This is a genomic window from Neobacillus sp. PVCKKU3, from assembly GCF_058323225.1.
This window is the reverse complement of the sequence record NZ_JBLVQN010000001.1, coordinates 201,064-222,740: the sequence shown is the minus strand read 5'-3', so window position 1 is coordinate 222,740 and position 21,677 is coordinate 201,064. Positions and strand designations below refer to the sequence as shown.

Annotated in this window: 25 protein-coding genes; 6 read left to right on the top strand and 19 right to left on the bottom strand. The window is 40.5% G+C overall.

Annotated features, from left to right (window positions below; all coding sequences use genetic code 11):
- Nucleotides 1–11 precede the first annotated feature (11 nt).
- The 15 genes from ACNQGS_RS01145 to ACNQGS_RS01075 form a co-directional block, all read right to left on the bottom strand.
- Entirely contained in the window at nucleotides 12–797 is a 786-nt protein-coding gene (locus ACNQGS_RS01145) for a DUF92 domain-containing protein (protein ID WP_491485730.1), read from the bottom strand.
- Nucleotides 794–1,360: a 5-formyltetrahydrofolate cyclo-ligase gene (locus tag ACNQGS_RS01140; RefSeq protein WP_491485729.1), complete on the bottom strand. Its 567-nt coding sequence runs from the start codon at nucleotides 1,358–1,360 to the stop codon at nucleotides 794–796. Before ACNQGS_RS01140 ends, ACNQGS_RS01145 begins: the two co-directional genes overlap by 4 nt.
- A gap of 56 nt (nucleotides 1,361–1,416) precedes the next feature.
- Nucleotides 1,417–1,566: a 50S ribosomal protein L33 gene (rpmG, locus tag ACNQGS_RS01135; protein WP_082692947.1), complete on the bottom strand. Its 150-nt coding sequence runs from the start codon at nucleotides 1,564–1,566 to the stop codon at nucleotides 1,417–1,419.
- A 54-nt stretch (nucleotides 1,567–1,620) separates the two neighbouring features.
- Nucleotides 1,621–2,271, bottom strand: a complete 651-nt coding sequence (locus ACNQGS_RS01130; protein ID WP_491485728.1) for a hypothetical protein — start codon at nucleotides 2,269–2,271, stop codon at nucleotides 1,621–1,623.
- Nucleotides 2,272–2,275: 4 nt separating this feature from the next.
- Entirely contained in the window at nucleotides 2,276–3,517 is a 1,242-nt protein-coding gene (locus ACNQGS_RS01125; protein WP_491485727.1) for a glycosyltransferase family 4 protein, read from the bottom strand.
- Entirely contained in the window at nucleotides 3,510–4,196 is a 687-nt protein-coding gene (locus ACNQGS_RS01120) for a DUF4912 domain-containing protein (protein WP_491485726.1), read from the bottom strand. Before ACNQGS_RS01120 ends, ACNQGS_RS01125 begins: the two co-directional genes overlap by 8 nt.
- 362 nt (nucleotides 4,197–4,558) lie before the next feature.
- Nucleotides 4,559–5,218, bottom strand: a complete 660-nt coding sequence (gene phoU / locus ACNQGS_RS01115; RefSeq protein WP_491485725.1) for a phosphate signaling complex protein PhoU — start codon at nucleotides 5,216–5,218, stop codon at nucleotides 4,559–4,561.
- Between the two features lie 13 nt (nucleotides 5,219–5,231).
- The gene (gene pstB / locus ACNQGS_RS01110; protein ID WP_491485724.1) at nucleotides 5,232–6,005 is read right to left on the bottom strand and encodes a phosphate ABC transporter ATP-binding protein PstB; all 774 of its coding nucleotides are present in this window, start codon (nucleotides 6,003–6,005) and stop codon (nucleotides 5,232–5,234) included.
- 13 nt (nucleotides 6,006–6,018) lie between these two features.
- On the bottom strand, nucleotides 6,019–6,816 hold the full coding sequence (gene pstB / locus ACNQGS_RS01105; protein WP_491485814.1) for a phosphate ABC transporter ATP-binding protein PstB: 798 nt from the start codon (nucleotides 6,814–6,816) through the stop codon (nucleotides 6,019–6,021).
- Between the two features lie 38 nt (nucleotides 6,817–6,854).
- Nucleotides 6,855–7,742, bottom strand: coding sequence for a phosphate ABC transporter permease PstA (pstA, locus tag ACNQGS_RS01100; protein WP_491485723.1), 888 nt, complete (start codon nucleotides 7,740–7,742; stop codon nucleotides 6,855–6,857).
- Complete coding sequence (gene pstC, locus ACNQGS_RS01095) at nucleotides 7,739–8,662, bottom strand: phosphate ABC transporter permease subunit PstC (protein ID WP_491485722.1); 924 nt, start codon at nucleotides 8,660–8,662, stop codon at nucleotides 7,739–7,741. Before pstC ends, pstA begins: the two co-directional genes overlap by 4 nt.
- Nucleotides 8,663–8,757: 95 nt before the next feature.
- On the bottom strand, nucleotides 8,758–9,666 hold the full coding sequence (locus ACNQGS_RS01090; protein WP_491485721.1) for a phosphate ABC transporter substrate-binding protein: 909 nt from the start codon (nucleotides 9,664–9,666) through the stop codon (nucleotides 8,758–8,760).
- Nucleotides 9,667–9,858: 192 nt separating this feature from the next.
- A complete protein-coding gene (locus ACNQGS_RS01085) occupies nucleotides 9,859–11,949 on the bottom strand; it encodes a peptidoglycan D,D-transpeptidase FtsI family protein (protein ID WP_491485813.1) in 2,091 nt (696 codons plus the stop codon).
- 173 nt (nucleotides 11,950–12,122) lie between these two features.
- Complete coding sequence (locus ACNQGS_RS01080; protein ID WP_423799103.1) at nucleotides 12,123–13,340, bottom strand: MFS transporter; 1,218 nt, start codon at nucleotides 13,338–13,340, stop codon at nucleotides 12,123–12,125.
- A 115-nt stretch (nucleotides 13,341–13,455) separates the two neighbouring features.
- The gene (locus ACNQGS_RS01075; RefSeq protein ID WP_491485720.1) at nucleotides 13,456–14,064 is read right to left on the bottom strand and encodes a superoxide dismutase; all 609 of its coding nucleotides are present in this window, start codon (nucleotides 14,062–14,064) and stop codon (nucleotides 13,456–13,458) included.
- A gap of 371 nt (nucleotides 14,065–14,435) precedes the next feature.
- Here ACNQGS_RS01075 and ACNQGS_RS01070 point away from each other — a divergent pair, with 371 nt between their 5' ends.
- From ACNQGS_RS01070 to ispG, 4 genes are all read left to right on the top strand, one after another.
- Nucleotides 14,436–15,131, top strand: a complete 696-nt coding sequence (locus ACNQGS_RS01070; RefSeq protein WP_491485719.1) for a Crp/Fnr family transcriptional regulator — start codon at nucleotides 14,436–14,438, stop codon at nucleotides 15,129–15,131.
- 109 nt (nucleotides 15,132–15,240) lie between these two features.
- Nucleotides 15,241–16,014 carry a DUF1189 domain-containing protein gene (locus tag ACNQGS_RS01065; protein ID WP_491485718.1) on the top strand — a complete coding sequence of 258 codons (774 nt, stop codon included), beginning with the start codon at nucleotides 15,241–15,243 and terminating at the stop codon, nucleotides 16,012–16,014.
- 95 nt (nucleotides 16,015–16,109) lie between these two features.
- A complete protein-coding gene (locus ACNQGS_RS01060) occupies nucleotides 16,110–16,439 on the top strand; it encodes a hypothetical protein (RefSeq protein WP_491485717.1) in 330 nt (109 codons plus the stop codon).
- A 114-nt stretch (nucleotides 16,440–16,553) separates the two neighbouring features.
- Entirely contained in the window at nucleotides 16,554–17,654 is a 1,101-nt protein-coding gene (ispG, locus tag ACNQGS_RS01055) for a flavodoxin-dependent (E)-4-hydroxy-3-methylbut-2-enyl-diphosphate synthase (RefSeq protein WP_491485812.1), read from the top strand.
- Between the two features lie 54 nt (nucleotides 17,655–17,708).
- Here the strand turns inward: ispG and ACNQGS_RS01050 are convergent, their stop codons facing one another.
- Entirely contained in the window at nucleotides 17,709–18,068 is a 360-nt protein-coding gene (locus tag ACNQGS_RS01050) for a DUF4190 domain-containing protein (protein ID WP_213145293.1), read from the bottom strand.
- A gap of 371 nt (nucleotides 18,069–18,439) precedes the next feature.
- Between ACNQGS_RS01050 and ACNQGS_RS01045 the strand changes: the two genes are divergently transcribed.
- Nucleotides 18,440–19,042 carry a 5' nucleotidase, NT5C type gene (locus ACNQGS_RS01045; RefSeq protein WP_491485716.1) on the top strand — a complete coding sequence of 201 codons (603 nt, stop codon included), beginning with the start codon at nucleotides 18,440–18,442 and terminating at the stop codon, nucleotides 19,040–19,042.
- Nucleotides 19,043–19,096: 54 nt separating this feature from the next.
- On the opposite strand, the gene zur is transcribed toward ACNQGS_RS01045, so the two are convergent.
- From zur to ACNQGS_RS01030, 3 genes are read right to left on the bottom strand one after another with little or no spacing between them, the layout of a single operon-like run.
- On the bottom strand, nucleotides 19,097–19,510 hold the full coding sequence (gene zur, locus ACNQGS_RS01040) for a zinc uptake transcriptional repressor Zur (protein ID WP_464494553.1): 414 nt from the start codon (nucleotides 19,508–19,510) through the stop codon (nucleotides 19,097–19,099).
- 16 nt (nucleotides 19,511–19,526) lie between these two features.
- Nucleotides 19,527–20,366 carry a metal ABC transporter permease gene (locus ACNQGS_RS01035; RefSeq protein WP_491485715.1) on the bottom strand — a complete coding sequence of 280 codons (840 nt, stop codon included), beginning with the start codon at nucleotides 20,364–20,366 and terminating at the stop codon, nucleotides 19,527–19,529.
- A gap of 1 nt (nucleotide 20,367) precedes the next feature.
- A complete protein-coding gene (locus ACNQGS_RS01030) occupies nucleotides 20,368–21,135 on the bottom strand; it encodes a metal ABC transporter ATP-binding protein (protein WP_491485714.1) in 768 nt (255 codons plus the stop codon).
- Nucleotides 21,136–21,314: 179 nt separating this feature from the next.
- Here ACNQGS_RS01030 and ACNQGS_RS01025 point away from each other — a divergent pair, with 179 nt between their 5' ends.
- The gene (locus ACNQGS_RS01025) at nucleotides 21,315–21,572 is read left to right on the top strand and encodes a DUF2624 domain-containing protein (protein WP_491485713.1); all 258 of its coding nucleotides are present in this window, start codon (nucleotides 21,315–21,317) and stop codon (nucleotides 21,570–21,572) included.
- Nucleotides 21,573–21,677: the final 105 nt, after the last annotated feature.

Genomic DNA, 21,677 nt, shown 5'->3' with positions numbered 1-21,677 from the left:
ACAAAATATTATTAAAGCATTTGAGCGACAAATATTGCTAAGGCCGCTGCCAACAAACCGGATAGAAAATTAACCATATCATTATCCACCAGAGAAATGCCCTTAATGCGGGAAGTCGGCATACCACAATGGTTTCGTTTTTCTGTTTCTATACCGCATTGCTTGCAAACATAAGCCTGTTGATAAAATGCACCAAATAATGTATCAATGACATTCCCAATATAGCCAAATAAAAATACCAACATTACATTAACGAGACTTAACTGAAATAACCAAAAACTAACCAATGCGATAATCAGTGACCCTAGTAGTGCTGCCATACTGCCAAGTAAACTGACTGCTCCGGAGGTGCCCTTTTCTACTCGCTTAAATGTCCGAATAAAAATCGGCTCTTTCCTGCTTAAACTGCCAATCTCCGAAGCCCAGGTATCAGAATTGGAACTAGCCAATGAAACAATAAAGCCAATTACCCAGCTTTCTCCTGGATGGAAATAATAGCAGATACTAAATAATGCAGCCATTCCGCCATTGGCGATTACCTGACGCCAATCCCTTGTAGACCCTTTTGCTAATTTCTCTTCCAATTCCCTTTTGGCATAACTTTTATATTTTGACCAGAAACTTGAGGAAACAAAAAACACGCCTAATATAATAAGCCCCTTAATTTCAAATCCAGCATAAATGGCAAGACCGACAAAAACAGCTGCAATAGCACCTGAGGCTGTCAGCGATTTCTCCCGGTAACCAGCTAAACCTCCTGCAAGGAGGATAACAATGATAAGGATTGGTACAATCATACAGTTTTGATAACCTCATTTGATGTAACAATTTTTGCTACTGGGATATCATATTGTTCAACAGGAAATTCAGGAATCAACTGCTCTTGGAAAGCAAGGGATAGGGTGTTCCCAAAGTACCCTGATAAAAACCGGTCGTAGTATCCGCCGCCAAAGCCCAAGCGAAACCCCGAACGAGTGTAGGCAAGCCCGGGTACGATGAGAAGGTCAATTTTATCTGGACTGACTTCTGTAGTTTGTTCTACATTTGGCTCAAGCAACCCATAGAAAACGGATTCTAATTGAGAAAACTCAGTTAAGCTTCGAAAAGATAACCTTTTCTCCTTTGGGTAACATTTTGGAACAACAACTTGCTTGCCTGATTCCCATGCTTTTCTAATTATTTGATATGTATCGACTTCAGGTGCCCTGGAGATGGTAATGCCAATCACTTGTGCTTGCTCCCAATCTTCCATTTGATAAAGCCTGCTGGCAATTTTATAAGAGTAATCCTCATAAATAGGTTTTGTGAGCTTTGACAGCGATTCTTTCATTTGTTGACGAATGGTATTCTTATCGTCCATTTTAGAACGCCCCCTTGTTTTTAGGCAACAAAAAAAGCAACAGGAAGCCCTGCTGCTTATTTTGTTTCGCGGTGTACAGTTGTACGCTTTTCTCTTGGGCAATATTTCTTAAGCTCAAGACGATCTGGGTTGTTGCGTTTATTTTTGTTTGAAATATAGTTACGGTCTCCACACTCAGTGCAAGCTAACGTAATATTTACACGCATGTCTATTTCCCTCCAAACGATTAAGCTGTTCGTTCATACGACTTTTCTATAATATCATTTTTCGTTTGGAAATGCTAGTGGGTTTTTTAAAAGTGCTTGCTCCATTAAGATTAATTCCTTTTTACTCGAGCCGGAAATCGCCCAGGCATTCATTTTTTGGGTTTCCCGAGACCCAAGGGACATTTTAACGGTAAAAATGCTCGCTGCCGGCCCTTTTGCCATCGGCTGGTATCTTAGGGCTCCATTCTCCAATGAACTCCAAATTTGGTCGGTATACGCACTCCAAAGCGGAATAGTTGTATACTCACTTAATCCTGCACCATTAAAATTCCCATTGACGAGAAATACCTTATGGTCATGGGCGTGAAAAATTTTGCTTTCTGCTGGTGAAATAAACGTAAGGCTGTCTGTGTTGACATTAGAAAAATGATGCATGACAATGACTTTGATGTCCTTCTTGACATTGCTATGATTGCTAATATAAATGCTGAAGAAGCGAATTTTAGAATGGACCTGCTCCGGTTTAATTCTTAGAATTAAACCTTCTTCATAGATGACCTTTTCGGCACTATTATGCAGAAAGTAGCATTTTCCATTTACCCAGATGCCGAGAACTATTTGCAGCTGCTCCATTAAACCATGGCGGACCGTGTTCTGTTTACTTTTTTGGGACTCGATTAATTCCTTCATCACTGCACCTTTCACCTAATTATTTTTTCATAGTTTCGTTTACTTTTTTCTGTAGAGCCAAATCTTCCATCACTTTGCCAGTCTCCGAAGCAATTCGGCTCCAGCCATATAAACTTTTAACAATTTCTTTGCCTTTAGAGCCGATTTCCTCGGCAATGGCTGGATTTTCCTCGAGATAGCCGATCTGTTCAAGCATGCTTTCCGCATCCCCCGGAACCATCAACAGGCCCGTTTGCAAATGCTTGATAATCCCTTTCATGCCACCCGTATTGGACAGAATAGTTGGTTTTCCAAGCGCCATTGTTTCCAAGGCAACAATTCCAAAGGGCTCGTACAAACTAGGAATAACAGCCATTGAACACTTGTCAATTAACGCATTTCTCTGTTCATCTGTAATATAGCCGACAAAAGCAATCTGGCCGGCCAATTGCCTTTCCTGAACTTGCAGGCGGTAAGTCTCGAGCATTGGCCCTTTTCCAGCAACAACAAAAAAGTAATCCAAACCCTTTACCTTGGCAATTGCCGCTGCCTCAATAATCGTTTCAAACCCTTTTTCCTTTACGATTCTGCCAATTGAAAAAATATATTTTTTTTCTTGCAAGCAAGGAATTATCTCACCGGCACCCATATTTGAACTCGGCTCTTCAACCCCGTTTGGTATGACGATTACTTTTTTATCATCAGCCTGAAAAACGCCAGCAAGGTGCTCCTTCATGTAGCTGCTGCAGACAATAAGCTGATTTGATTCCCTCATTAATTGCTCTTCTTTTTCATGGATAAATCTTTGGATACCTGTAAAAATCCCATTATTCCGGCCATGCTCCGTTGCATGAATGGTCGTTAAAAGCGGAATGTCCAGTAACTCTTTCAAAGTAATGGCGGCGGCACCCACAAGCCAATCATGGGCATGGATCAAGTCAAAAGAGATTTCTTCTGCCAATTTTTCCGCCCGATAAGCCATTGCTAAATTAAGTCCGCCAATCCATGACAGAAAGTTTTCGTCCAATTCATTAATGGGAAAAACACGGTGTATGTTTACTTGGTTTGCGATTTCATGGTCAGGAACCTTGCTGTCTCCGGCAGTGATGACATGAACCTCGTATCCCATTTTCGCCAAATGAACTGATAATCCGGATACATGTCTTGCTAAGCCCCCAACGACATTCGGCGGATACTCCCAGCAAAGCATCAGCAATTTTACCTTTCTTCCAGATAATCGACTTTGCTTCAAGTCAGCCTCAGGGACAAGCATGTTAGGCATTTTTATTCTCCAAATTGGTTGATTCTTCATAATAACTATACGTACTGACATGGTTTCGCCACTTTGGAGGGCGGTCTTCATAACGTTTAAATTGCAGTAAATCCTGATGCAATTCATTCCCACTTGGTATCTCAGCCGCTGGTGTTTGAATACAATTGGACCTGTATAGAGGGAAAAATCCTGTTTCCGGCAAAAGCACACCCAGCTCTGCTATAAAGCTTCTATTTCCTGTTAATCCTTTAACAAACCAATACCCGTTCTGATAAGGAACAGTAATTTCATAATAATGGTGTGCATTTTTTCCATTAAAAATGATATCCTTCACATCGTAAACCCTTAATACAGTAACTAACTCCTCAAAAGGTTGATTGAAATATAAACGAACGATTTTTTTGGGGGTTTCTGAAAAATCCCAATAGAGAAACATTTTTTGAGGTGTAACAAGCTTGGCTGTAAGTTCACCCTTAAGAGGAACAAAGGTTTGTGGAGTAGATATAACCGAAGATTTTTCCTGGTTCATGTCCTTTTGAACATGGAGACTTTCATTATTATCTTGGTTCTCGCTTTCCATCCATTTATTCCAGCTGTATTGGACTTTCCCAACGGTAGTATTAAGTTCTACGGCAATCTTACGAAAGGAAAGTCCCTTCCTTCTTAATTCGATAATTTCATTAATCATGGTTTCCTCCATTCTGCAAACAAACAATATATTCATTAAGTAACAATTTATTCCTATCAGTGTTTATTTAATCGTAACACCAGAAAGAGAGTCAGACAATGAACGCAATTTGTCGTATTTTGCCTAAGCCATATGCAAAGCCTGTTTGACGACGGGAAATTTTTATTAACTTATAAATTATGCGAATTTCAATTAAAAATCGACAACATAAATGGAAATTCGCCGATTGGCGAGTCCGTTAGGACGAAGACAGAGGCGTAGTTGAATTTATGCGTTAAGAAAGTATAAGATTTTGGAAAAATTTATACTTTCTTATTAGCAAACAAAATAGGATGAGGCTTAAAGCCCCATCCTTCATCATATTATTTATTTAAATTCAGCCGTTTCCCAGTTTCTAGGTAGATTACATTTTCCGCAATATTCGTTGAGTGATCGGCAATTCTTTCAATGAACCGGCAAATAAAGGACAATTGGATAATTTGGTTCATCGAGTTTGGATTTTGTGGGATATAGGTCATCAGCTCATGAACTAGGTTCCCAAACATGTTGTCGACTGCATCGTCTTTTTCCGCACATTTTTGAGCAATCGTGATATCCTCGGTATAAAATGCGGTTATGGAATCAGTCACCATTTCCAAGGCAGCTTCCATCATCTGTGGGATATCAACAATTTCTTTAATATATTTTTCCTCCCCAATATGGACGACTGACTTAGCAATATTGACAGCCATATCCCCCATCCGCTCAACCTCGGATGAGACCTTCAATGCGACATTAATTCTTCTTAAGTCCCTGGCTACCGGTGATTCTGTAGCAATCAACATTAATGCTTTTTCATGTATTTCCTGTTCCAAGTCATCAATGGCATTATCACCGTTTATGACACGGTTTGCTAATTCAAGATCTTGATTTAGCAAAGCAAGCATAGCGTCTTTAATTGCCTGTTCCGATTTCCCGGCCATTTTAAGCAGCATTTCTTTTAAATGTTTTAAATTGTTATCAAAATTAGACCTTGTATTCATCCTTTTCACCCCATTATCCAAATCGTCCAGTGATATAGTCTTCTGTTCTTGAATCTTTTGGCATTGAAAAAATGTTTGGTGTCAAATCTACCTCAATTAATTCCCCCATAAGAAAGAAGGCCGTTTTGTCTGAAACACGAGCAGCCTGCTGCATATTGTGAGTGACGATAACAATGGTATACTTTTCTTTTAATTCAAGAATTAACTCCTCGATTTTTAAGGTTGAAATCGGGTCTAGCGCCGAGGTTGGTTCGTCCATTAATAACACATCCGGCTTAGTTGCAAGAGCCCTTGCAATGCAAAGGCGCTGCTGCTGTCCGCCAGACAGACCAAGCGCAGGGGCATGCAAACGATCCTTCACTTCGTCCCATAAAGCGACATCGATTAATGCCTTTGTGACAATTTCATCAAGATGTGTTTTTTTCTTTATTCCATGAATTCTCGGACCGTATGCAACATTATCATAAATGGACTGCGGAAACGGATTCCCCTTTTGAAAGACCATGCCAACATGTTTACGCAGCTCCACTAAATCGGTTTTTGGATTTAAAATATTTCCACCGTCAAAGTTCACTTCTCCGGTTATTTTTACATTCGGTATCATTTTATTCATCAGGTTAAGCGTCTTTAGAAAAGTTGATTTCCCGCAGCCCGAAGGACCAATCATCGCTGTGACTTCTTTTTTCTGGATGGGAAAGTTGATGCCTTTTAAAGCATGGTGCTCACCGTACCATAAATTAAGATCTTTTACATCGAAAATATCTCTTGTTAATGTCTGTGTGGACATGAGTGTTCCCCCCTTATCCGAATCGGCCGGAAATGTATTCTTCTGTCTTTTTAACTGATGGATTGGTAAAGATTGTTTCCGTGCTGTCGTATTCAATTAAATCACCGCTTAAGAAGAAAGCCGTTTTGTCCGAAATCCGGGAAGCCTGTTGCATATTATGAGTAACAATAATAATTGAGTATTCCTTCTTTAAATCAACAATTAGGTCTTCAACCTTGGCATTCGAGATTGGGTCAAGTGCTGAAGATGGCTCATCAAGCAGGATGACGGTCGGTCTCATGGCAATCGTTCTGGCAATGCAAAGGCGCTGCTGCTGCCCGCCAGAAAGCGAGAGGGCTGATTTATGAAGTCTATCCTTCACTTCATCCCATAGAGCCGCTTTTCGCAAACTCTCTTCGACAATTTCATCAAGTTTGCTTTTCTTCTTAATCCCAGCAAATTTTAAGCCATGGGTAATATTTTCATAAATAGATTTTGGAAAGGGGTTTGGCTTTTGAAACACCATGCCAATTTCCTTTCTTAAAGCAACTACATTGATATCTTCAGATAAAATATTGAGATCTTCATAGATAATCTCCCCTACTGCTCTTGCCCCGGGGATCAAGTCATTCATGCGGTTGATACTCCTTAGAAACGTTGATTTTCCGCATCCTGACGGACCGATTAGGGCAGTCACAGAATTTCTCTCAATATCCAAAGAAATCCCATTTACCGCTCGTTTTTCTCCATAAAAAATTTCTAAATTCTTCACAGCTAAAATGGTTTCAGGCTGGAATTCACTTGTTGTTTGAAAAGGTAATTCCACATTCATTCTCTCCTTTATCGCTGTCAACATTCGACTCCACCTCTTTATTTAGTAGCTGTTGCCCGTTTGTGAATCATACTTCCGATCCAGCGTGCCAATAGGTTAAAGATCAAGACTGAAAGAACGAGGACAGCAGAAGAACCGCTGGCAACTTCATCGACATCAGGAATTAATCCTTGGGTATTTACTGACCATATATGAACCGCCAATGTCTCGGCAGGGCGGAAAATATTCAACGGTGATTGTTCAGAAAGTGGATTCCAGTTTGTATAATCCAGTCTTGGTGTTGAAAGACCAGCAGTAAATAATAATGCGGCTGCTTCACCAAATACCCTGCCTGCAGCTAGGATGGCGCCAGTTAAGATTGACGGAAATGCCGCTGGTAAAATAACCGTTTTAATCGTATGCCAATGGGTAACTCCCAAGGCAAGGCTGGCCTCTTTTAAATCGCGAGGTACTGCCCGGATGGCATCCTCAGTTGTACGTACCATTGTTGGAAGGTTAAAGATTGTCAGAGCCAATGCTCCGCCTAAAATGGTGTAACCCCAACCGGTTGTGTTGACAAAAATCAATAAACCAAACATACCAATAACAATGGAAGGCAATGACGATAACACTTCAATACAGGTCCGGATTAAGTCCGTTACTTTACCCGGTTTCGCATACTCAGCCATATAGACGCCGCCGCCAATTCCAATCGGAACGGTAATCAGCATCGTGATGAACAAAATATAAAATGAATTAAATAATTGGTCGCGAATACCTCCGCCAGCCCGGACATTACTAGAAGGGGTTGTTAAAAATTCAAGCGAAATATGTTTAAATCCATTGACGAAAATATAGAAAAACAATCCTGCGAGAATCGTTACAATCGTGATGGCAATAGCTACAAAAACCCCTGTTGCAATTCGATCGGTTGCTTTACTATTCATCGTAACTTCCTCCTTGATGATAGATAACGAATGAGGAGAATGAAGGCGAACGACATAATCAATAAAATAAGACCCATCGACCAAAGCGTGTTATTCTCCACGCTGCCATAAGTGGTGTGCCCCATATTTAATGTAATAATGGTCGTTAATGTCGCAGATGCATCCAAAATGCTTGATGGCAGATCTCTCACGTTTCCGATAACCATCTGAACAGCCAATGCTTCACCAAATGCTCTCGCCATACCGAGAATGATGGCTGTAAGCAAGGAAGGCATTGCTGCCGGAACAAGCACTTTGCGAATCGTCTGCCATCTTGTAGCACCTAAGGCATAAGATCCTTCCCGAAGATGGTTCGGAAGTGAACTCATTGCATCCGTTGCAATCGTTGTAATCGTCGGTAAGATCATGACGGCAAGGACAATCATCCCGGATAGTAAACTAAATCCAAGCCCGCCGACATTTTCTCTGATAAACGGAACTAACACAGTTAAACCAATAAATCCATACACAACTGATGGAATACCTACTAATAGTTCCACGATCGGTTGGAGGATTTTTCTTCCCCAAGACGGGGCAATTTCTGTCATAAAAATCGCTCCGCCAATTCCTAATGGTGCCGCAATAAGTGCAGCAAGAAAAGTAACGGCAAAGGATCCAAATATAAACGGAAGAACTCCATACATCGGGCTCGCTTTATCAGTTGGATTCCAGTTGGTGCTTGTTAAAAACTCGATGATGCTAATCCCGTTCTTCGTAAATGATTGCATTCCTTTTGTTCCGAGGAAGATCGTAATCGCAATCGTAGCCGATATCATGATAACGGCACACAAAATGACTATTAATTTCCCTCTGAATTCCCCATCAAGACTGCTTTTCTTTGATTTTAGCAATCTATCTTTTGCGGGAAGAAGTTTCTCCATAATAAACCAAACTCCTCTTGAATACGTCATAATAGGGTAAACGCGCACGCATTTACCCTCTTTTGTTTTTCAATAGCACATTCTAGATGTTTATATTAGATATTTTTTTGATTTCCCTCAGCATCACGTTCTACTTTCATTTTTGTCACTGGAAGATATCCCTGTTCCTTTAAAAGAGTGTTTTGAATATCATCTGACATTAAATAGTCCAAGAACGCTTTAGTTAAACCTTCTGCTTCACCTTTAGTATAAGAGTGCTGGTATGCCCAGACCGGGAATTTTCCGGATTGTACATTTTCTGCAGTCGGTTTCACACCATCAATCGAAAGCGGAGTTACAGAATCATCAGTGAAGTAGGAGAATGCAAGGTATCCAATTGCACCTTCAGTTTCGTTAATAATCTTTTTAACCGTGTTTGAAGAATCCTCAGTAATTCCTTCAGCAGGTGTCGCACCATCAAGAGCAAAGTGATTGAATACTGCACGAGTTCCGGATGAATCAGGACGGTTTACAAGAACAATCTTTTGGTCTTTACCGCCAAGCTCTTTCCAGTTTGTAATTTTTCCAGTAAATACTTTGATTAGATCTTCTTTTTTAATATCATCAATTCCTACTTTAGGGTTAACAGCAGCTGTCATCCCCACCACTGCCACTTTGTGGTCAACAAGTTTGTCAGCAGGAATACCTTCTTTTTCTTCAGCGAAAACGTCTGAGTTACCGATTTGTACTGATCCTTCAGCAACCTGTGATAAGCCTGTCCCAGAGCCGCCGGCATTTACTTGTATATCAACCTTTGGATTTTCAGCCATAAATTCTTCAGCAGCTGCAGCGATTAACGGTTGCATGGCTGACGATCCTGAAATAGAAATTGAGCCTGATAGTTCCCCAGAGTCTTTCGCTCCACCACTATCTTTATCTGAAGAAGAATCACTTCCACATGCTGCTGCTATAATCATGAAAGCCGCAATTAACATCATTAGGCTAATTTTTTTAAAACTTTTCATTTACTAATTCCCCCTAAGAGTTTGGCTGTTTGTTCTGCCTTACAAACATAAGAATAAAGGATGACTGTAAATAGAGTTTTAATGTTTTGTAAAGGTTATGTAAATGAATGTTTAGTTTTTGTAAATCATAATCTAGCAATCTGGCAAAAAAAAACACCTGCCTCATCATCCTTGAGACAGGTGTCACTTTTATTAATGTTGTGGTTGATCAGCGGGTGCGTTGTTTGCCGCTGTGTTATCCTGCCCGGCAGCCGCTGTTCCGTTTTGGCGGGCATTTTTTAAGTTAAAATAAGCATCCATAGCCCTTGTGCCAATTAGATGGTTAATACTTGGGCCGCTGTTTCCTTCATAAGCCCAAGGCACCACTACAGCAATGGCCACTTCAGGATTATCGTATGGCGCAAAGCTGACAAGACTTAGGTTCCAAACTTCGGTTCCACGTTTCGATTTATCAGAGCCATCATAAAAAGCTTCCGCTGTACCGGTTTTGCCCGCCGGATTATATGGCTTACTTCTCCAGAAACCGGTACCGGTACCGTCGCCAACCTGCATTACCATTCGGAATCCTTCTTGGACACGTTTAATCCATTCATCCTTCATTTCAACACGATTTAATACCTTCGGCTGAATTTCCTCCACAATCGGACCCAATTCATTGTTATCCAATTCTGGTTCACGAATTTCCTTCACAACATGCGGCTGAATCCGGTAGCCCCCGTTTGCGATGGTCGAAATGTATTGCGCAAGTTGAATAGGTGTATACGTATCGTACTGGCCGATGGCAAAGTCAAGAAGCAGACCTGACCGTTTATCAGAGCCTGGAAAACCGCTCATTTCATTGGGAAGGTCAATACCTGTACGAATTCCAAGGCCAAACTGGTTAAACGATTTCCGCATTGTGTTAAAGCCTTTGTCCGTATCCAATACAAGCGGTCCATTTGGAACATAACGGCCGCCAGCCATGGCAATCACTGTTTTCCACATATACACGTTCGAGGAGACCTGAAGCGCCCGTAAATCGTTAATGTCGCCGAAGGTTTTCCAAGATTTTTTAACAGGTGTTCCTTTAATGACTAGAGGTTCATCCCGAAGTACAGATCCCGGTCTTATGGCACCAGTTTGATAGCCTGTTAAAATGGTCGCACCTTTAACAGCTGACCCCATGTTGTATGAGCTTGTAAACGTCCCTTGGGCATAATCCCGCATTTCCAGTTTGCCTGTTTCCTTATTCTTTACAAGCTGTTTACCTGACAATGCTAGGATTTCACCCGTTTTTGGGTTCATCATAACGGCAAAGGCCCTATCCATAAGTCCAGTATTTGGGCTCTTTTTAGCGTTCCAAATCTCTTCTTCAATAATTTTATCTACTTGTGCCTGTAGGTCCATATCAATGGTTAAGACAAGATCTTTTCCTCGATTGCCTTCCGATATGACCTCGGAAGATAAAATTTTCCCTGACTTATCGGTTGTATTTTTTACTTTAGCCTTCTCCCCGCGAAGGACATCTTCGTATTTTAATTCCAAATAACTCTTTCCGACCCGATCGTTTCGGCTGTAATCTTTGGCAAGATACTTGTCCAATTGTTCCTTTGGCAGCCCCGAATCAGATGATGATACATCCCCTAAAATAGATTTTAGGGTATCTCCAAAAACATAGTTTCTGGCCCAATCTGTGGTGGTATCAATCCCTGGGAGATTTTCCAGGTTTTCGCTGACAGCAGCAAATTCCTCTGGGGTTACATCTTTATTTTTGACAATTTGCGGTGTTAAAGCGTAACCGCTGTTGAATTCCCGATAAATAGCCAGCGTTTCTACCTCATCCGAGGTCAGACTGTTCAAATCTTCGTCCGTAATTCTCTTAAGCTGTAGTTTATAAATGTCTTTATCATCCAGCTTTTTATTTTTAAATTCGGTCCATTCTTTATCGGTGATTTTTTCTTTTGCCTTGTCCGGATGAATTAGGATCCAAAAATCCTTTTTATCACGTTCACGGACCTTTGTGGTGTCCATAGTAATTAATTTTGCTAATTTTTTAGCTGTTTCCAGCATTTCCTGAGGTGTTGTATTTTGATATTTAGTATACGTAATCGCATTTAGCGGTGAATTATCTACAATAACGTTCCCGTTTCGGTCATACATTTTCCCTCTAGGCACGGGATTTGAGACCGTAATATTGTCTGTTCGTTCAATTTCCCTTTTAAAATCTTCTCCGAATACAATTTGTAATTCTCCAAGCCGTAAAACAAGGATGGAAAAAAGCAAAAAGACGACAAAGAAAAGCATGTTTAAGCGAAAAGGAACCGCCGGCTTCTTCTTTTTCTTCTTCAAGGTCAAAACGCACCTCCCTAAGTCAATGACCTAATTAATTGTATAAGAAAGTGTAGTTTTTTTCTATGGAGAAGACTTACCATTTTTTCAAAATAAAAAAGCGATGAGCAAATCTTCACTCATTCGCTTTATACAGCAGGCAGTCGGACCCTTTTGATAAATAGATAAATCAATGTATGCCCAGCACCCAAAATCAATAATAAATATGGGATGCTTTTTTCTTCATTAAATAAGGTGACTGCTGCGAGGAAAGCAAGGACGGAAACAATACGGCCAACATTTAAGAAAATTTCCCTCACCACAATATATTCAATCCGCATTTCCGCTGCCTTCCAACCCGATCCAATCACATCATACGTTGTTGACATATACGGAACGAGCAAAAGAGGATAGGCAATCGCAATCATAGCAGCATAAATTAACAGCTTTGCGTAGTTTACTTCCCAGGCTATCAGAATGACTGCGGCATACAACATAAGTCCGCCAATGAGTATGGCCTTTTTCCGATAACTTTTTTTAATCAGCCTAGAAGCAAGAAAATAGGCTACAAACGAGATTCCTGAATTTAGCAGTCCAAAGGTCCCCAATGCCATTTCGCTGCCTGTTGAAATATACACAAACACAGAAATGACAAATAAAAACGTCCCTTCCCGGAGCCCCTGAAAAAAATGGGCGTTCGTGATAAGACGCCAATTTTCATTTTGTTTTCTTTCTTCCAATATTCGTTTGAAGCAATATCTCCCCTTCGCTGGTCTAGGTTTCAAAGAAAAGCTTAACAGCACCGCAAGGGCAAATAATCCTAACGACAAGCCAAAAACTATCGTATAGCCAGTAAACTTTTCGAATCGGGTAATAATCACCCCTGCTGCGATAGGACCAATCATCCCGCCTAAGGAAGATAATATTCCCAAAAAGCCATTGAAAAAATCTCTTGTTTCCGGTTCGGTGATTTCAAACGTCAGCACATTGTAGGCTAGCCAATAAAAACCGTACCCTACTCCTAACAGTCCCCCTAATAGCAGCAAATAAGTGGCAGCCTTAGTCCCGGTTAGTAAGACGGCCAAATAGAAGAACGCTAAAAAAGTAACTCCTATTCGGAGAACAATCACGCGGTCAATTTTCTTTGCCCATCGGCCTGCCAAGATAAATGTGAGTGGCTGCAAAACGACGATGGAAAGGTTATACAAGGCGAGATCAGAGTATTGGCCAGTTTGCTTCCATAAATAAATATTTACGAATGTGTTGGATAAGGCAACGCTTAAGGAATATAAGCCGCCAATCATCAGTAAAAGGGTTAAATCCTTTGTTAATTCAACATCCCCTAAAAATTTAAATTTTTTTGCCATAAAAAACTCCCCTTTGTCTTAAAAGGTAGTCTTTAACAAGCGGCAGGTTATTATTCAAATTTGGGCATGAAAAAAGACAGCTGCAAAGAGCTGCCTTTTTGTTAGATATAAATTATTATTTAGCTGCGCTGTAACGCTTAGAAACTTCGTCCCAGTTTACTACGTTCCAGAATGAAGCGATGTAGTCTGGACGCTTGTTTTGGAATTTTAAGTAGTAAGCATGCTCCCAAACATCTAGGCCAAGGATTGGAGTTTTGCCTTCCATCAATGGAGAGTCTTGGTTTGGTGTGCTGGATACTTCTAATTCGCCGTTATTAACGGATAGCCATGCCCAGCCAGAGCCAAAGCGAGTAGTTGCTGCTTTTGCAAATTCTTCTTTGAATGCTTCGAAGCTGCCAAATTTGCTGTTGATTGCATCAGCTAGTTCTCCACTTGGAGCACCGCCGCCATTTGGAGAAAGAATTTGCCAGAATAAAGAGTGGTTCGCATGGCCGCCGCCGTTGTTACGAACAGCAGTGCGTGCTGCTTCTGGAACAGCATCCAAGTTTGAGATAACTTCTTCAACTGACTTAGAAAGCAATTCTTCGTTGCCTGCTAAAGCGTTGTTTAAGTTAGTCACATAAGTGTTATGATGTCTTGTGTGGTGAATGTTCATAGTTTCCTTATCGAAATGTGGCTCAAGTGCATCTTCCGCGTAAGGTAATTTTGGTAATTCAAATGCCATGAAAAATTCCTCCCTATGTACTATTTTTTAAAGGCCTTGGTACACTAAAATTCATCGCAAAGAATTTTAAAATATTTCCAAAGCTTTGTGACTTTAGATTACCAAAGTTTAGTGGCAAGTATCAAATAATTTGCTTAAACCACCATATATAAAATATCCACTTTTCAGCGTTTTATGCAGTTTTTTTTACATTAACATTTCACAACTATCCACTTTTCGAAAAATTGTCATGAATCATGCAATCGGCATGCTGTCAACGATTTATGTCATAGCAACCGTTTTTATTTACACATTTTGTAAACACGCATATTGACTAGTTGAATTTTATTCCTTTTAATCATCATATACATGGTTTTAAGGAGTGGCGGGACATGCAGAAAAACAGCCTTTCTATTTATGAACTAGTACATTATTTTTTCAAAAAGACTGAGCCGGTAAAAAAGATAACAGCAGGTAGTGTGCTGTTCCATGAGAAAGATCCGGCCGAATTTATATACCTGCTCCTAAATGGCGGTATTGCCTTAGGGCGAATGCACGTTAGAGGAAAGGATTTTATTTTAAAAATCGTGAATGACCAAGAATTAATAATTGAATACCAGCTTTTTAAAACAAATCCCCGCTATCAGTTCTATGCCAAAACCTTGACGGATTGTGAAGCGATTGCCATCAAACGGGAGGACTTTGAAAATTTTGTGTTAACGGACCCGGAAGCCATGCAAGCACTCGCTACATGGCTATCGACAAGCTATTTGAAGGTGCAGATGAAATGCCAGGATTTAATCATGAACGGAAAAAAAGGCGGCCTCTACTCAATCCTTATCCGTCTATGTAATTCGTATGGAGTCATGACACCCGATGGGATCCTGATCGATTTGCCCTTGACTCACCAAGAATTGGCCAATTTGACTTTTGGCACTAGGGAAGTGATTCAGCGTGCCCTCAAGGAATTACGTGAGCAAAACATTATCTCCTATAACAATCAAAAATTTACGATAAGAAATCTCAACTACCTCAAGCAAACCGTGGATTGCCAAAACTGTTCTGCGGAAATTTGCGGCGTAAACTGATTGAATTTGCCTCTATGGCGGTTCTATTTAAAGTGTTAACTACCTTGTTCTTGTCTATCATAGCTTCAAAAGCTACAATAGAATGGTGAATCTATAAGAGGTGGTTATTATGAATATTTTCAAGCAATTATTTAAAAGTATCTACTCGCCGAAGGACATAGCCTTATTTCGTTTCCAAGGTATCGGAAAAACAATTCTTTTTGTTTTCTTATTGACTTTTATTTCCGTCCTTCCGTCGATTGTTTATTTCAGTACAGCGTTAACAACCGGATTGGATTCTGCCGAAACCTTTCTGGAAAAGGAGGCTCCTGATTTTACGATAAAGAATGGACAATTAGAGGCAGATACTAAGGTCCCTGTAACGATTAATAAGGATAATTTTACGATTATTTTGGACCCTACCGGCGCCGTTTCTAGTCAAGATGCAGCCGATCAAGGAAATACGTTCGCCCTGTTAAAAGATGAGTTTGTTATGACAGCCGGTGGTCAAAGCGATACATACCCCTATTCCATGATGGAAGGGCTCAAACTTTCAAAGAACGATCTCGTTGATTTTATTAACTCGATTAGTGGACTAAAGGGCATTATTATCCCGATTGTCTCCTTATTCATCTATTTGTTTTCAAGTGCCGCTAGTTTCATTGAAGTTTCTGTTCTTGCTTTAATCGGACTAGTGTTAAAAAATCTTGCCGGAAGAAAGCTTACCTATCGCCATTTATGGAGAATGGCCGCATACAGTGAAACATTGCCGACATTATTTTTTACGATAATGGCCGCACTGAAAACAGCCGTACCAAACAGCTTTTGGATCAATTGGTTTGTCGTTATCATTGTTCTATATTTGGCGATAAATGAAATCCCAAAACCGAAAAAAAGTAGTTAAAGCATCCATTCAATGGATGCTTTTTTCATTTATAAGTTCTATTTAAAGGTGGACAAGCATAGGTTTGTAGAAACTTTTGTTTGGAGGCTTGTCCAATGAAAAAATTGTTTGGTGTTTTAATTGCCATTTTAGTCATATATGTGATTTACTTCGACTTAACTGTCGGCACTTTGCCTTCTACAGCAAACATTCAGGTAGAGGCAAATGTTAATCAAACCGCAAAACCTAGTACCAGCATCCCTTCTTTTACAGAAAAGGTAAAACCAGGTGAAACTGTTATTTCCATTGTCGAGCACCAATTAGGAAAATCTCTTCCTGTATCTATTTCTGAGTTAATAGAAGACTTTCAGGCATTAAATCCAGGAAAGTCACCAGAAAAAATACAAATCGGTTCTACATATCATTTTCCTGATTACTCAAACTAATGAGGATAATCCTTATTCTTGTCAAAATTAGATGCAGGCTGATACAATAATAGATGAATTGTTTTTAATCCTATATTCGAATCCAGCTAAAGGAGCGAATTCCACGTGAGTGAAATTATACATCGTACGAAAACACGGCCGATAAAGGTTGGCAATTTAACCATCGGCGGCAATGATGAAATCATCATTCAAAGTATGACAACCACTAAAACCCATGATGTAGAGGCTACCGTTGCCGAAATCAAACGTCTTGAAGATGCAGGCTGCCAAATTGTCCGGGTCGCATGCCCAGACGAAAGGGCTGCAAATGCCATTCCTGAAATCAAAAAAAGAATCAACATTCCACTTGTTGTTGATATCCACTTCGATTATAAATTGGCACTAAAGGCGATTGAAGGCGGCGCTGATAAAATCAGGATCAATCCTGGAAATATCGGCAGAAAAGAAAAGGTTGAAGCGGTCGTAAAAGCCGCTAAAGAAAAAGGAATTCCAATCCGGATCGGTGTAAATGCGGGGTCATTGGAAAAACGAATTCTTGATAAATACGGCTACCCAACCGCTGATGGAATGGTCGAAAGCGCCCTCCATCATATCAAAATTCTAGAGGACTTGGACTTCTACGATATTATCGTTTCAATGAAGGCCTCTGATGTCAATCTTGCTATTGAAGCATATGAAAAAGCGGCCCGCACCTTCGATTATCCATTGCATCTTGGGATAACCGAATCCGGAACACTTTTCTCCGGAACCATTAAAAGCGCAGCCGGATTAGGTGCAATTATCAGCAAAGGTATTGGTAATACCGTAAGGGTTTCATTAAGTGCAGACCCAGTTGAAGAGGTTAAAGTAGCTCGTGAACTTTTGAAGGTATTCCACCTTTCCTCCAATGCTGCTACCTTAATTTCCTGCCCTACCTGCGGGCGCATTGAAATAGACCTAATCAGCATCGCCAATGAGGTAGAGGAATATATCTCCCATATTAAAGCACCTATCAAGGTTTCAGTTCTAGGCTGCGCGGTAAATGGACCTGGTGAAGCTCGTGAAGCAGACATCGGAATTGCCGGTGCCCGTGGTGAAGGTCTATTGTTTAGAAAAGGCGAGATTGTCCGGAAGGTGCCAGAATCACAAATGGTCGAAGAACTCAAAAAGGAAATTGACCAGCTTGCCGAAGAATATTTCCGCAAGAAGGAAGCAGAAGAAAAGGTAAACAAATAGATAAACATCACAAGAGGCCGTCCCGAGAGACAGCCTCTTTTCTTTGCTCCTATGTTAAAAGAACGGAAGAATAAAGATTCCGATGATAATCGATACCGCTCCAATCCCAATAGCCCACGCTCCAAGCCCTTCGGAGCCGCGGCGCCTAGCAACAAATCCCAGAATAATTCCTGCTGCACCAAACAGGATTGGCATTACGAACAAGGATAAAATGGACAGGACCAATGCGACAGTCCCTAGTCCCGCACCGCCGACCGCACGTCCTCGACCATTATCACCAATATCGTCTTTTTCCCTGCCTCTTATAATAGGTACGGGAGCCGCGATTTCGGCAGCAGTTTCTTCATTATAGGAAGACCGGATTGGCACGGATGCCCCAATTGGCGGATCATCTTTCTTTAAAGATACCCTCATTGGGACAGACGCTCCAAATTCATCTGCCGTTTCCTCATTATATTTGGAAGCTTGGGTTGTTACAGGTGTTGCGATTTCGGAAGTTGTGGCCTCACGATAATCCGATGGAGAATTTGGTATATCTTCACCGATAATTGGGCCACGAAGAGCTTCTTGCACCTTCGTGTCGCGTTCATCTGCCATCCTTTAATCCCTCACTTTCAATGTAGGAGCATTTATTATTGTTTGTCATTAAAGCCTTTTTACTATGACAATGTTTGTCTTAACTAGTTAGTTATTTCATATTCCGCAAAATATTTCATGCCAAACAGTTCACGGTCTTTGGTAAAATAAAAATAGAACTGAGGAAACAACAGAAGGTGAATTTAAAAATGAAAAAAAGATTTGGAATTGATATTGATGGAACAGTTACCTGTCCTACATCGTTATTGCCTTTTATAAACAAGGCATTTGGGATGAACATTGCTTATGAGGACATCACCCAATACGATTTAACTCCTTTTGTGAAAGTGGATGAAAAAGTATTTGCCCATTGGTTTTCAGAAAATGAGCCGATTATATATGAAGGTTCTCCACTTGCTAAAGGCGTAAAGCCGGTATTAAATAAATGGAAAAATGAACATGAATTGTTTTTTATCAGTGCCCGAGGACCGCATCTGCTCGAGGTGACCGAAAATTGGTTTTCAGCGCATGAATTAACCTTCCATCACATCGAACTGATTGGCTCTCATGACAAGGTAGAAACGGCTAAAAATCTCAAAGTAGATCTCTTTTTTGAGGATAAACACGACAACGCCGTTGCCCTCCATGAAGAATGCGGAATTCCGGTCATTTTATTTAATACTCCCTATAATCAAGAGCCCATTCCACAAGGTGTCATTCGGGTCAATGACTGGGCAGAAGCAGCCATTTGGGTGGAGAACTGGCTTAGGAAGCAGGAAAATATACGAGAAATGGCTGGGTCAATGAAATAAAAATAAAAAAAGCTGTCCCAAATGAGCAGTCACTCCGCTCATGGGTCAGCTTTTTTATTGTACACAATCCGGACAGCGGCCATATATTTCGAATTTATGCCCGGAGATGTCGTAGCCTTTTAAATTTGCACTGAGGCCCTCCATCGGACATGTTTCAATTTCTTTCGACTTGCCGCAGCTTAAGCAAATAAAATGATGGTGATGATGGGTGTGCGAGCAGGAAAAACGAAAATGTTTTTCGCCTGACAACTCCGTCATCTCTAGTATCCCCATGTTAACAAAAAGGGAAAGGTTACGGTAAATAGTATCAAAGCTTAAGCCTGGATAATCATCCTTCAATAGATCTAAAACATCTTTTGCTGTTAAATATTTATCGCTTTCAGCAAACAATTGAAGCATATCTTCCCTTTTTCCTGTCTGCTTAAATCCATTTTCCTTTAAAAATTGAAGTGCTTCTTGTACATTCATCATTTACACACCTCGCTTATGCTTTATTCACCAAGATTTTTTTATAAAATATCGCCAATATTAATATCAATACAGAGAGCATGACAATTGTTCCACCTGGAGCCAAGTCCAAATAATAAGCAAGGCTTAGCCCGCCAAGCACCGAAGCTTCACCGAAGATAACCGATAAAATAATGGCCTGCCTAAACCCTTTGGCAATTCGGATACTTGCTGCAACAGGAAGTGTCATTAACGAAGAAACCAACAGGATTCCAACAATTCTCATTGAAGCTGCTATGACCAGCGCCACTAAAATAATGAAAATGAAATGGATGCTTTTTGCTGCAATACCGGAAGCCTTGGCGTATTCCTCATCAAAAGACAATAAAAACAGCTCTTTATACAAGAGAACCACAGCCATTACCACTGCAATACTGATTACCAGAATCACCCAAAGATCGGTACGGCTGACGGCTGATACACTACCAAATAAATAACTGAACAAATCTGTATTAAAGCCTTTAGCAAGAGATATAAATATAACCCCCAGCCCGATTCCTCCGGAAAGAATAATCGGAATCGCCAGCTCTTGATAGTGCTTGTAGACTCCTCTTAGCTTTTCAATAAATAAGGCCCCGCCAACCGAAAAAACCATGCCCATATACAATGGATTCAGACCCGTAAGTGCAGTAACATAACGCTCAAGCAACAGACTTGCCGCAATCCCTGCCAAAGTTACATGGCTAAGCGCATCGGCAATCAAAGACAATCTTCTAACCACAATAAATACTCCCAATAATGGAGCTAGAATGCCAATTAACATTCCAGTTAAGAAGGCGTTTTGTAAAAATTCATAATGTAAAATCCCTTGAATCATACTATACGCCTCCGTGTTCATGATGATGAGTCAGCAATTGCACATCATGTCCATAGAATGATGACAGGTCTTCCATTCTCATCTGCTCAAATTCATTTGTCAGTCCATGAAAATGCAAATGCTTATTTAAACAGGCTACATGGGAAACCTTGTCGGAAACGGTACCGATGTCGTGTGTGACCATCACCAATGTAATCGCCTTATTTTTATTTAACACATCAAGCATTTCATAAAAAGCCTTTATGTTCTCTGCATCAACCCCAACGGTTGGTTCGTCAAGTATCAAGAGCTCTGGCTCACTCACCAAGGCTCTAGCTATAAATACCCGCTGCTGCTGCCCGCCTGAAAGCTCGCCAATATTTCGGTCTTTAAATTTTTTCATCCCTACTGCATCCAATGAGGCTAATACTTTTTCCGAGTGCTCCTTTTTGAAAAAAGACAACAGGCCCAGCTTTTTTGTTAACCCGCTTGCCACTACCTCATATACGGTCGCCGGGAAACCCGTGTTAAAGGAGTTGGCCTTTTGGGAAACGTAGCCGATTTTGTCCCAATTTTTAAATTTATTGATTTCTTGGCCAAATAGGTAAATTTCTCCCTTTTGCAGCTTTAACAATCCCAAAACTAACTTTAATAGTGTTGATTTTCCAGAACCGTTGGGGCCGACAATGGCTAGAAACGCACCCTTTTCCACGGATAAATTGATGTTTTCAAGAACGATGTCCTTTTCATATCGATGGGACAGCTGTTTAATATCAATAATTGATTGCATAGATTTCGCACTCTCACTTTAATTTTAAGAATCATTCCGATTTAACTTTATGTAGTATACAATAGTTATTTTGTGTTTGTAAAGCAGAGCAATTCGCGAATGTCTTATTTAACTGCCTTTATAAGTCACTGTCACACTCCAGCCGCTTTTTCATAAATTAGCATGGAGGAGTGATTAAGGTGAAGATTTTTGAAAGTATTATCAATCATAAAATAAATACCATCACTGCCGATGAACTGCTAAAATATGCAAACCAATTTAATATCGCTATAACCCGCAGTCAGGCAAAAAAAATAGCCGAATACTTAAGAGGAAAAAATATTAATATTTTTGATGACCGAGAGCGTGCCCAATTGGTAAGGGAAATTGCCAAAGCCGCCGGCCCGCAAACAGCCCGGGAGGTCAATAAACTTTTTGCAGAATTAGTAAAAAAATGAAAAGCAATGAGGATCTCCACAGCGCAGGCTGTCGAAAAATTTTCGATAGCCTTTTATTTTGTTTGGCTTTTCAACAAGTCTGTTGATTGGCGCTCCAGGCACTTC

Bases quoted from the DNA above. Each gene is read 5' to 3' on its own strand.
- ACNQGS_RS01145 (WP_491485730.1), bottom strand. From the start codon at position 797: ATGATTGTACCAATCCTTATCATTGTTATCCTCCTTGCAGGAGGTTTA.
- ACNQGS_RS01140 (WP_491485729.1), bottom strand. From the start codon at position 1,360: ATGGACGATAAGAATACCATTCGTCAACAAATGAAAGAATCGCTGTCA.
- rpmG (WP_082692947.1), bottom strand. From the start codon at position 1,566: ATGCGTGTAAATATTACGTTAGCTTGCACTGAGTGTGGAGACCGTAAC.
- ACNQGS_RS01125 (WP_491485727.1), bottom strand. From the start codon at position 3,517: ATGCCTAACATGCTTGTCCCTGAGGCTGACTTGAAGCAAAGTCGATTA.
- ACNQGS_RS01120 (WP_491485726.1), bottom strand. From the start codon at position 4,196: ATGATTAATGAAATTATCGAATTAAGAAGGAAGGGACTTTCCTTTCGT.
- phoU (WP_491485725.1), bottom strand. From the start codon at position 5,218: ATGAATACAAGGTCTAATTTTGATAACAATTTAAAACATTTAAAAGAA.
- pstB (WP_491485724.1), bottom strand. From the start codon at position 6,005: ATGTCCACACAGACATTAACAAGAGATATTTTCGATGTAAAAGATCTT.
- pstB (WP_491485814.1), bottom strand. From the start codon at position 6,816: ATGAATGTGGAATTACCTTTTCAAACAACAAGTGAATTCCAGCCTGAA.
- pstA (WP_491485723.1), bottom strand. From the start codon at position 7,742: ATGAATAGTAAAGCAACCGATCGAATTGCAACAGGGGTTTTTGTAGCT.
- pstC (WP_491485722.1), bottom strand. From the start codon at position 8,662: ATGGAGAAACTTCTTCCCGCAAAAGATAGATTGCTAAAATCAAAGAAA.
- ACNQGS_RS01090 (WP_491485721.1), bottom strand. From the start codon at position 9,666: ATGAAAAGTTTTAAAAAAATTAGCCTAATGATGTTAATTGCGGCTTTC.
- ACNQGS_RS01085 (WP_491485813.1), bottom strand. From the start codon at position 11,949: ATGCTTTTCTTTGTCGTCTTTTTGCTTTTTTCCATCCTTGTTTTACGG.
- ACNQGS_RS01080 (WP_423799103.1), bottom strand. From the start codon at position 13,340: ATGGCAAAAAAATTTAAATTTTTAGGGGATGTTGAATTAACAAAGGAT.
- ACNQGS_RS01075 (WP_491485720.1), bottom strand. From the start codon at position 14,064: ATGGCATTTGAATTACCAAAATTACCTTACGCGGAAGATGCACTTGAG.
- ACNQGS_RS01070 (WP_491485719.1), top strand. From the start codon at position 14,436: ATGCAGAAAAACAGCCTTTCTATTTATGAACTAGTACATTATTTTTTC.
- ACNQGS_RS01065 (WP_491485718.1), top strand. From the start codon at position 15,241: ATGAATATTTTCAAGCAATTATTTAAAAGTATCTACTCGCCGAAGGAC.
- ACNQGS_RS01060 (WP_491485717.1), top strand. From the start codon at position 16,110: ATGAAAAAATTGTTTGGTGTTTTAATTGCCATTTTAGTCATATATGTG.
- ACNQGS_RS01050 (WP_213145293.1), bottom strand. From the start codon at position 18,068: ATGAGGGTATCTTTAAAGAAAGATGATCCGCCAATTGGGGCATCCGTG.
- ACNQGS_RS01045 (WP_491485716.1), top strand. From the start codon at position 18,440: ATGAAAAAAAGATTTGGAATTGATATTGATGGAACAGTTACCTGTCCT.
- zur (WP_464494553.1), bottom strand. From the start codon at position 19,510: ATGAATGTACAAGAAGCACTTCAATTTTTAAAGGAAAATGGATTTAAG.
- ACNQGS_RS01035 (WP_491485715.1), bottom strand. From the start codon at position 20,366: ATGATTCAAGGGATTTTACATTATGAATTTTTACAAAACGCCTTCTTA.
- ACNQGS_RS01030 (WP_491485714.1), bottom strand. From the start codon at position 21,135: ATGCAATCAATTATTGATATTAAACAGCTGTCCCATCGATATGAAAAG.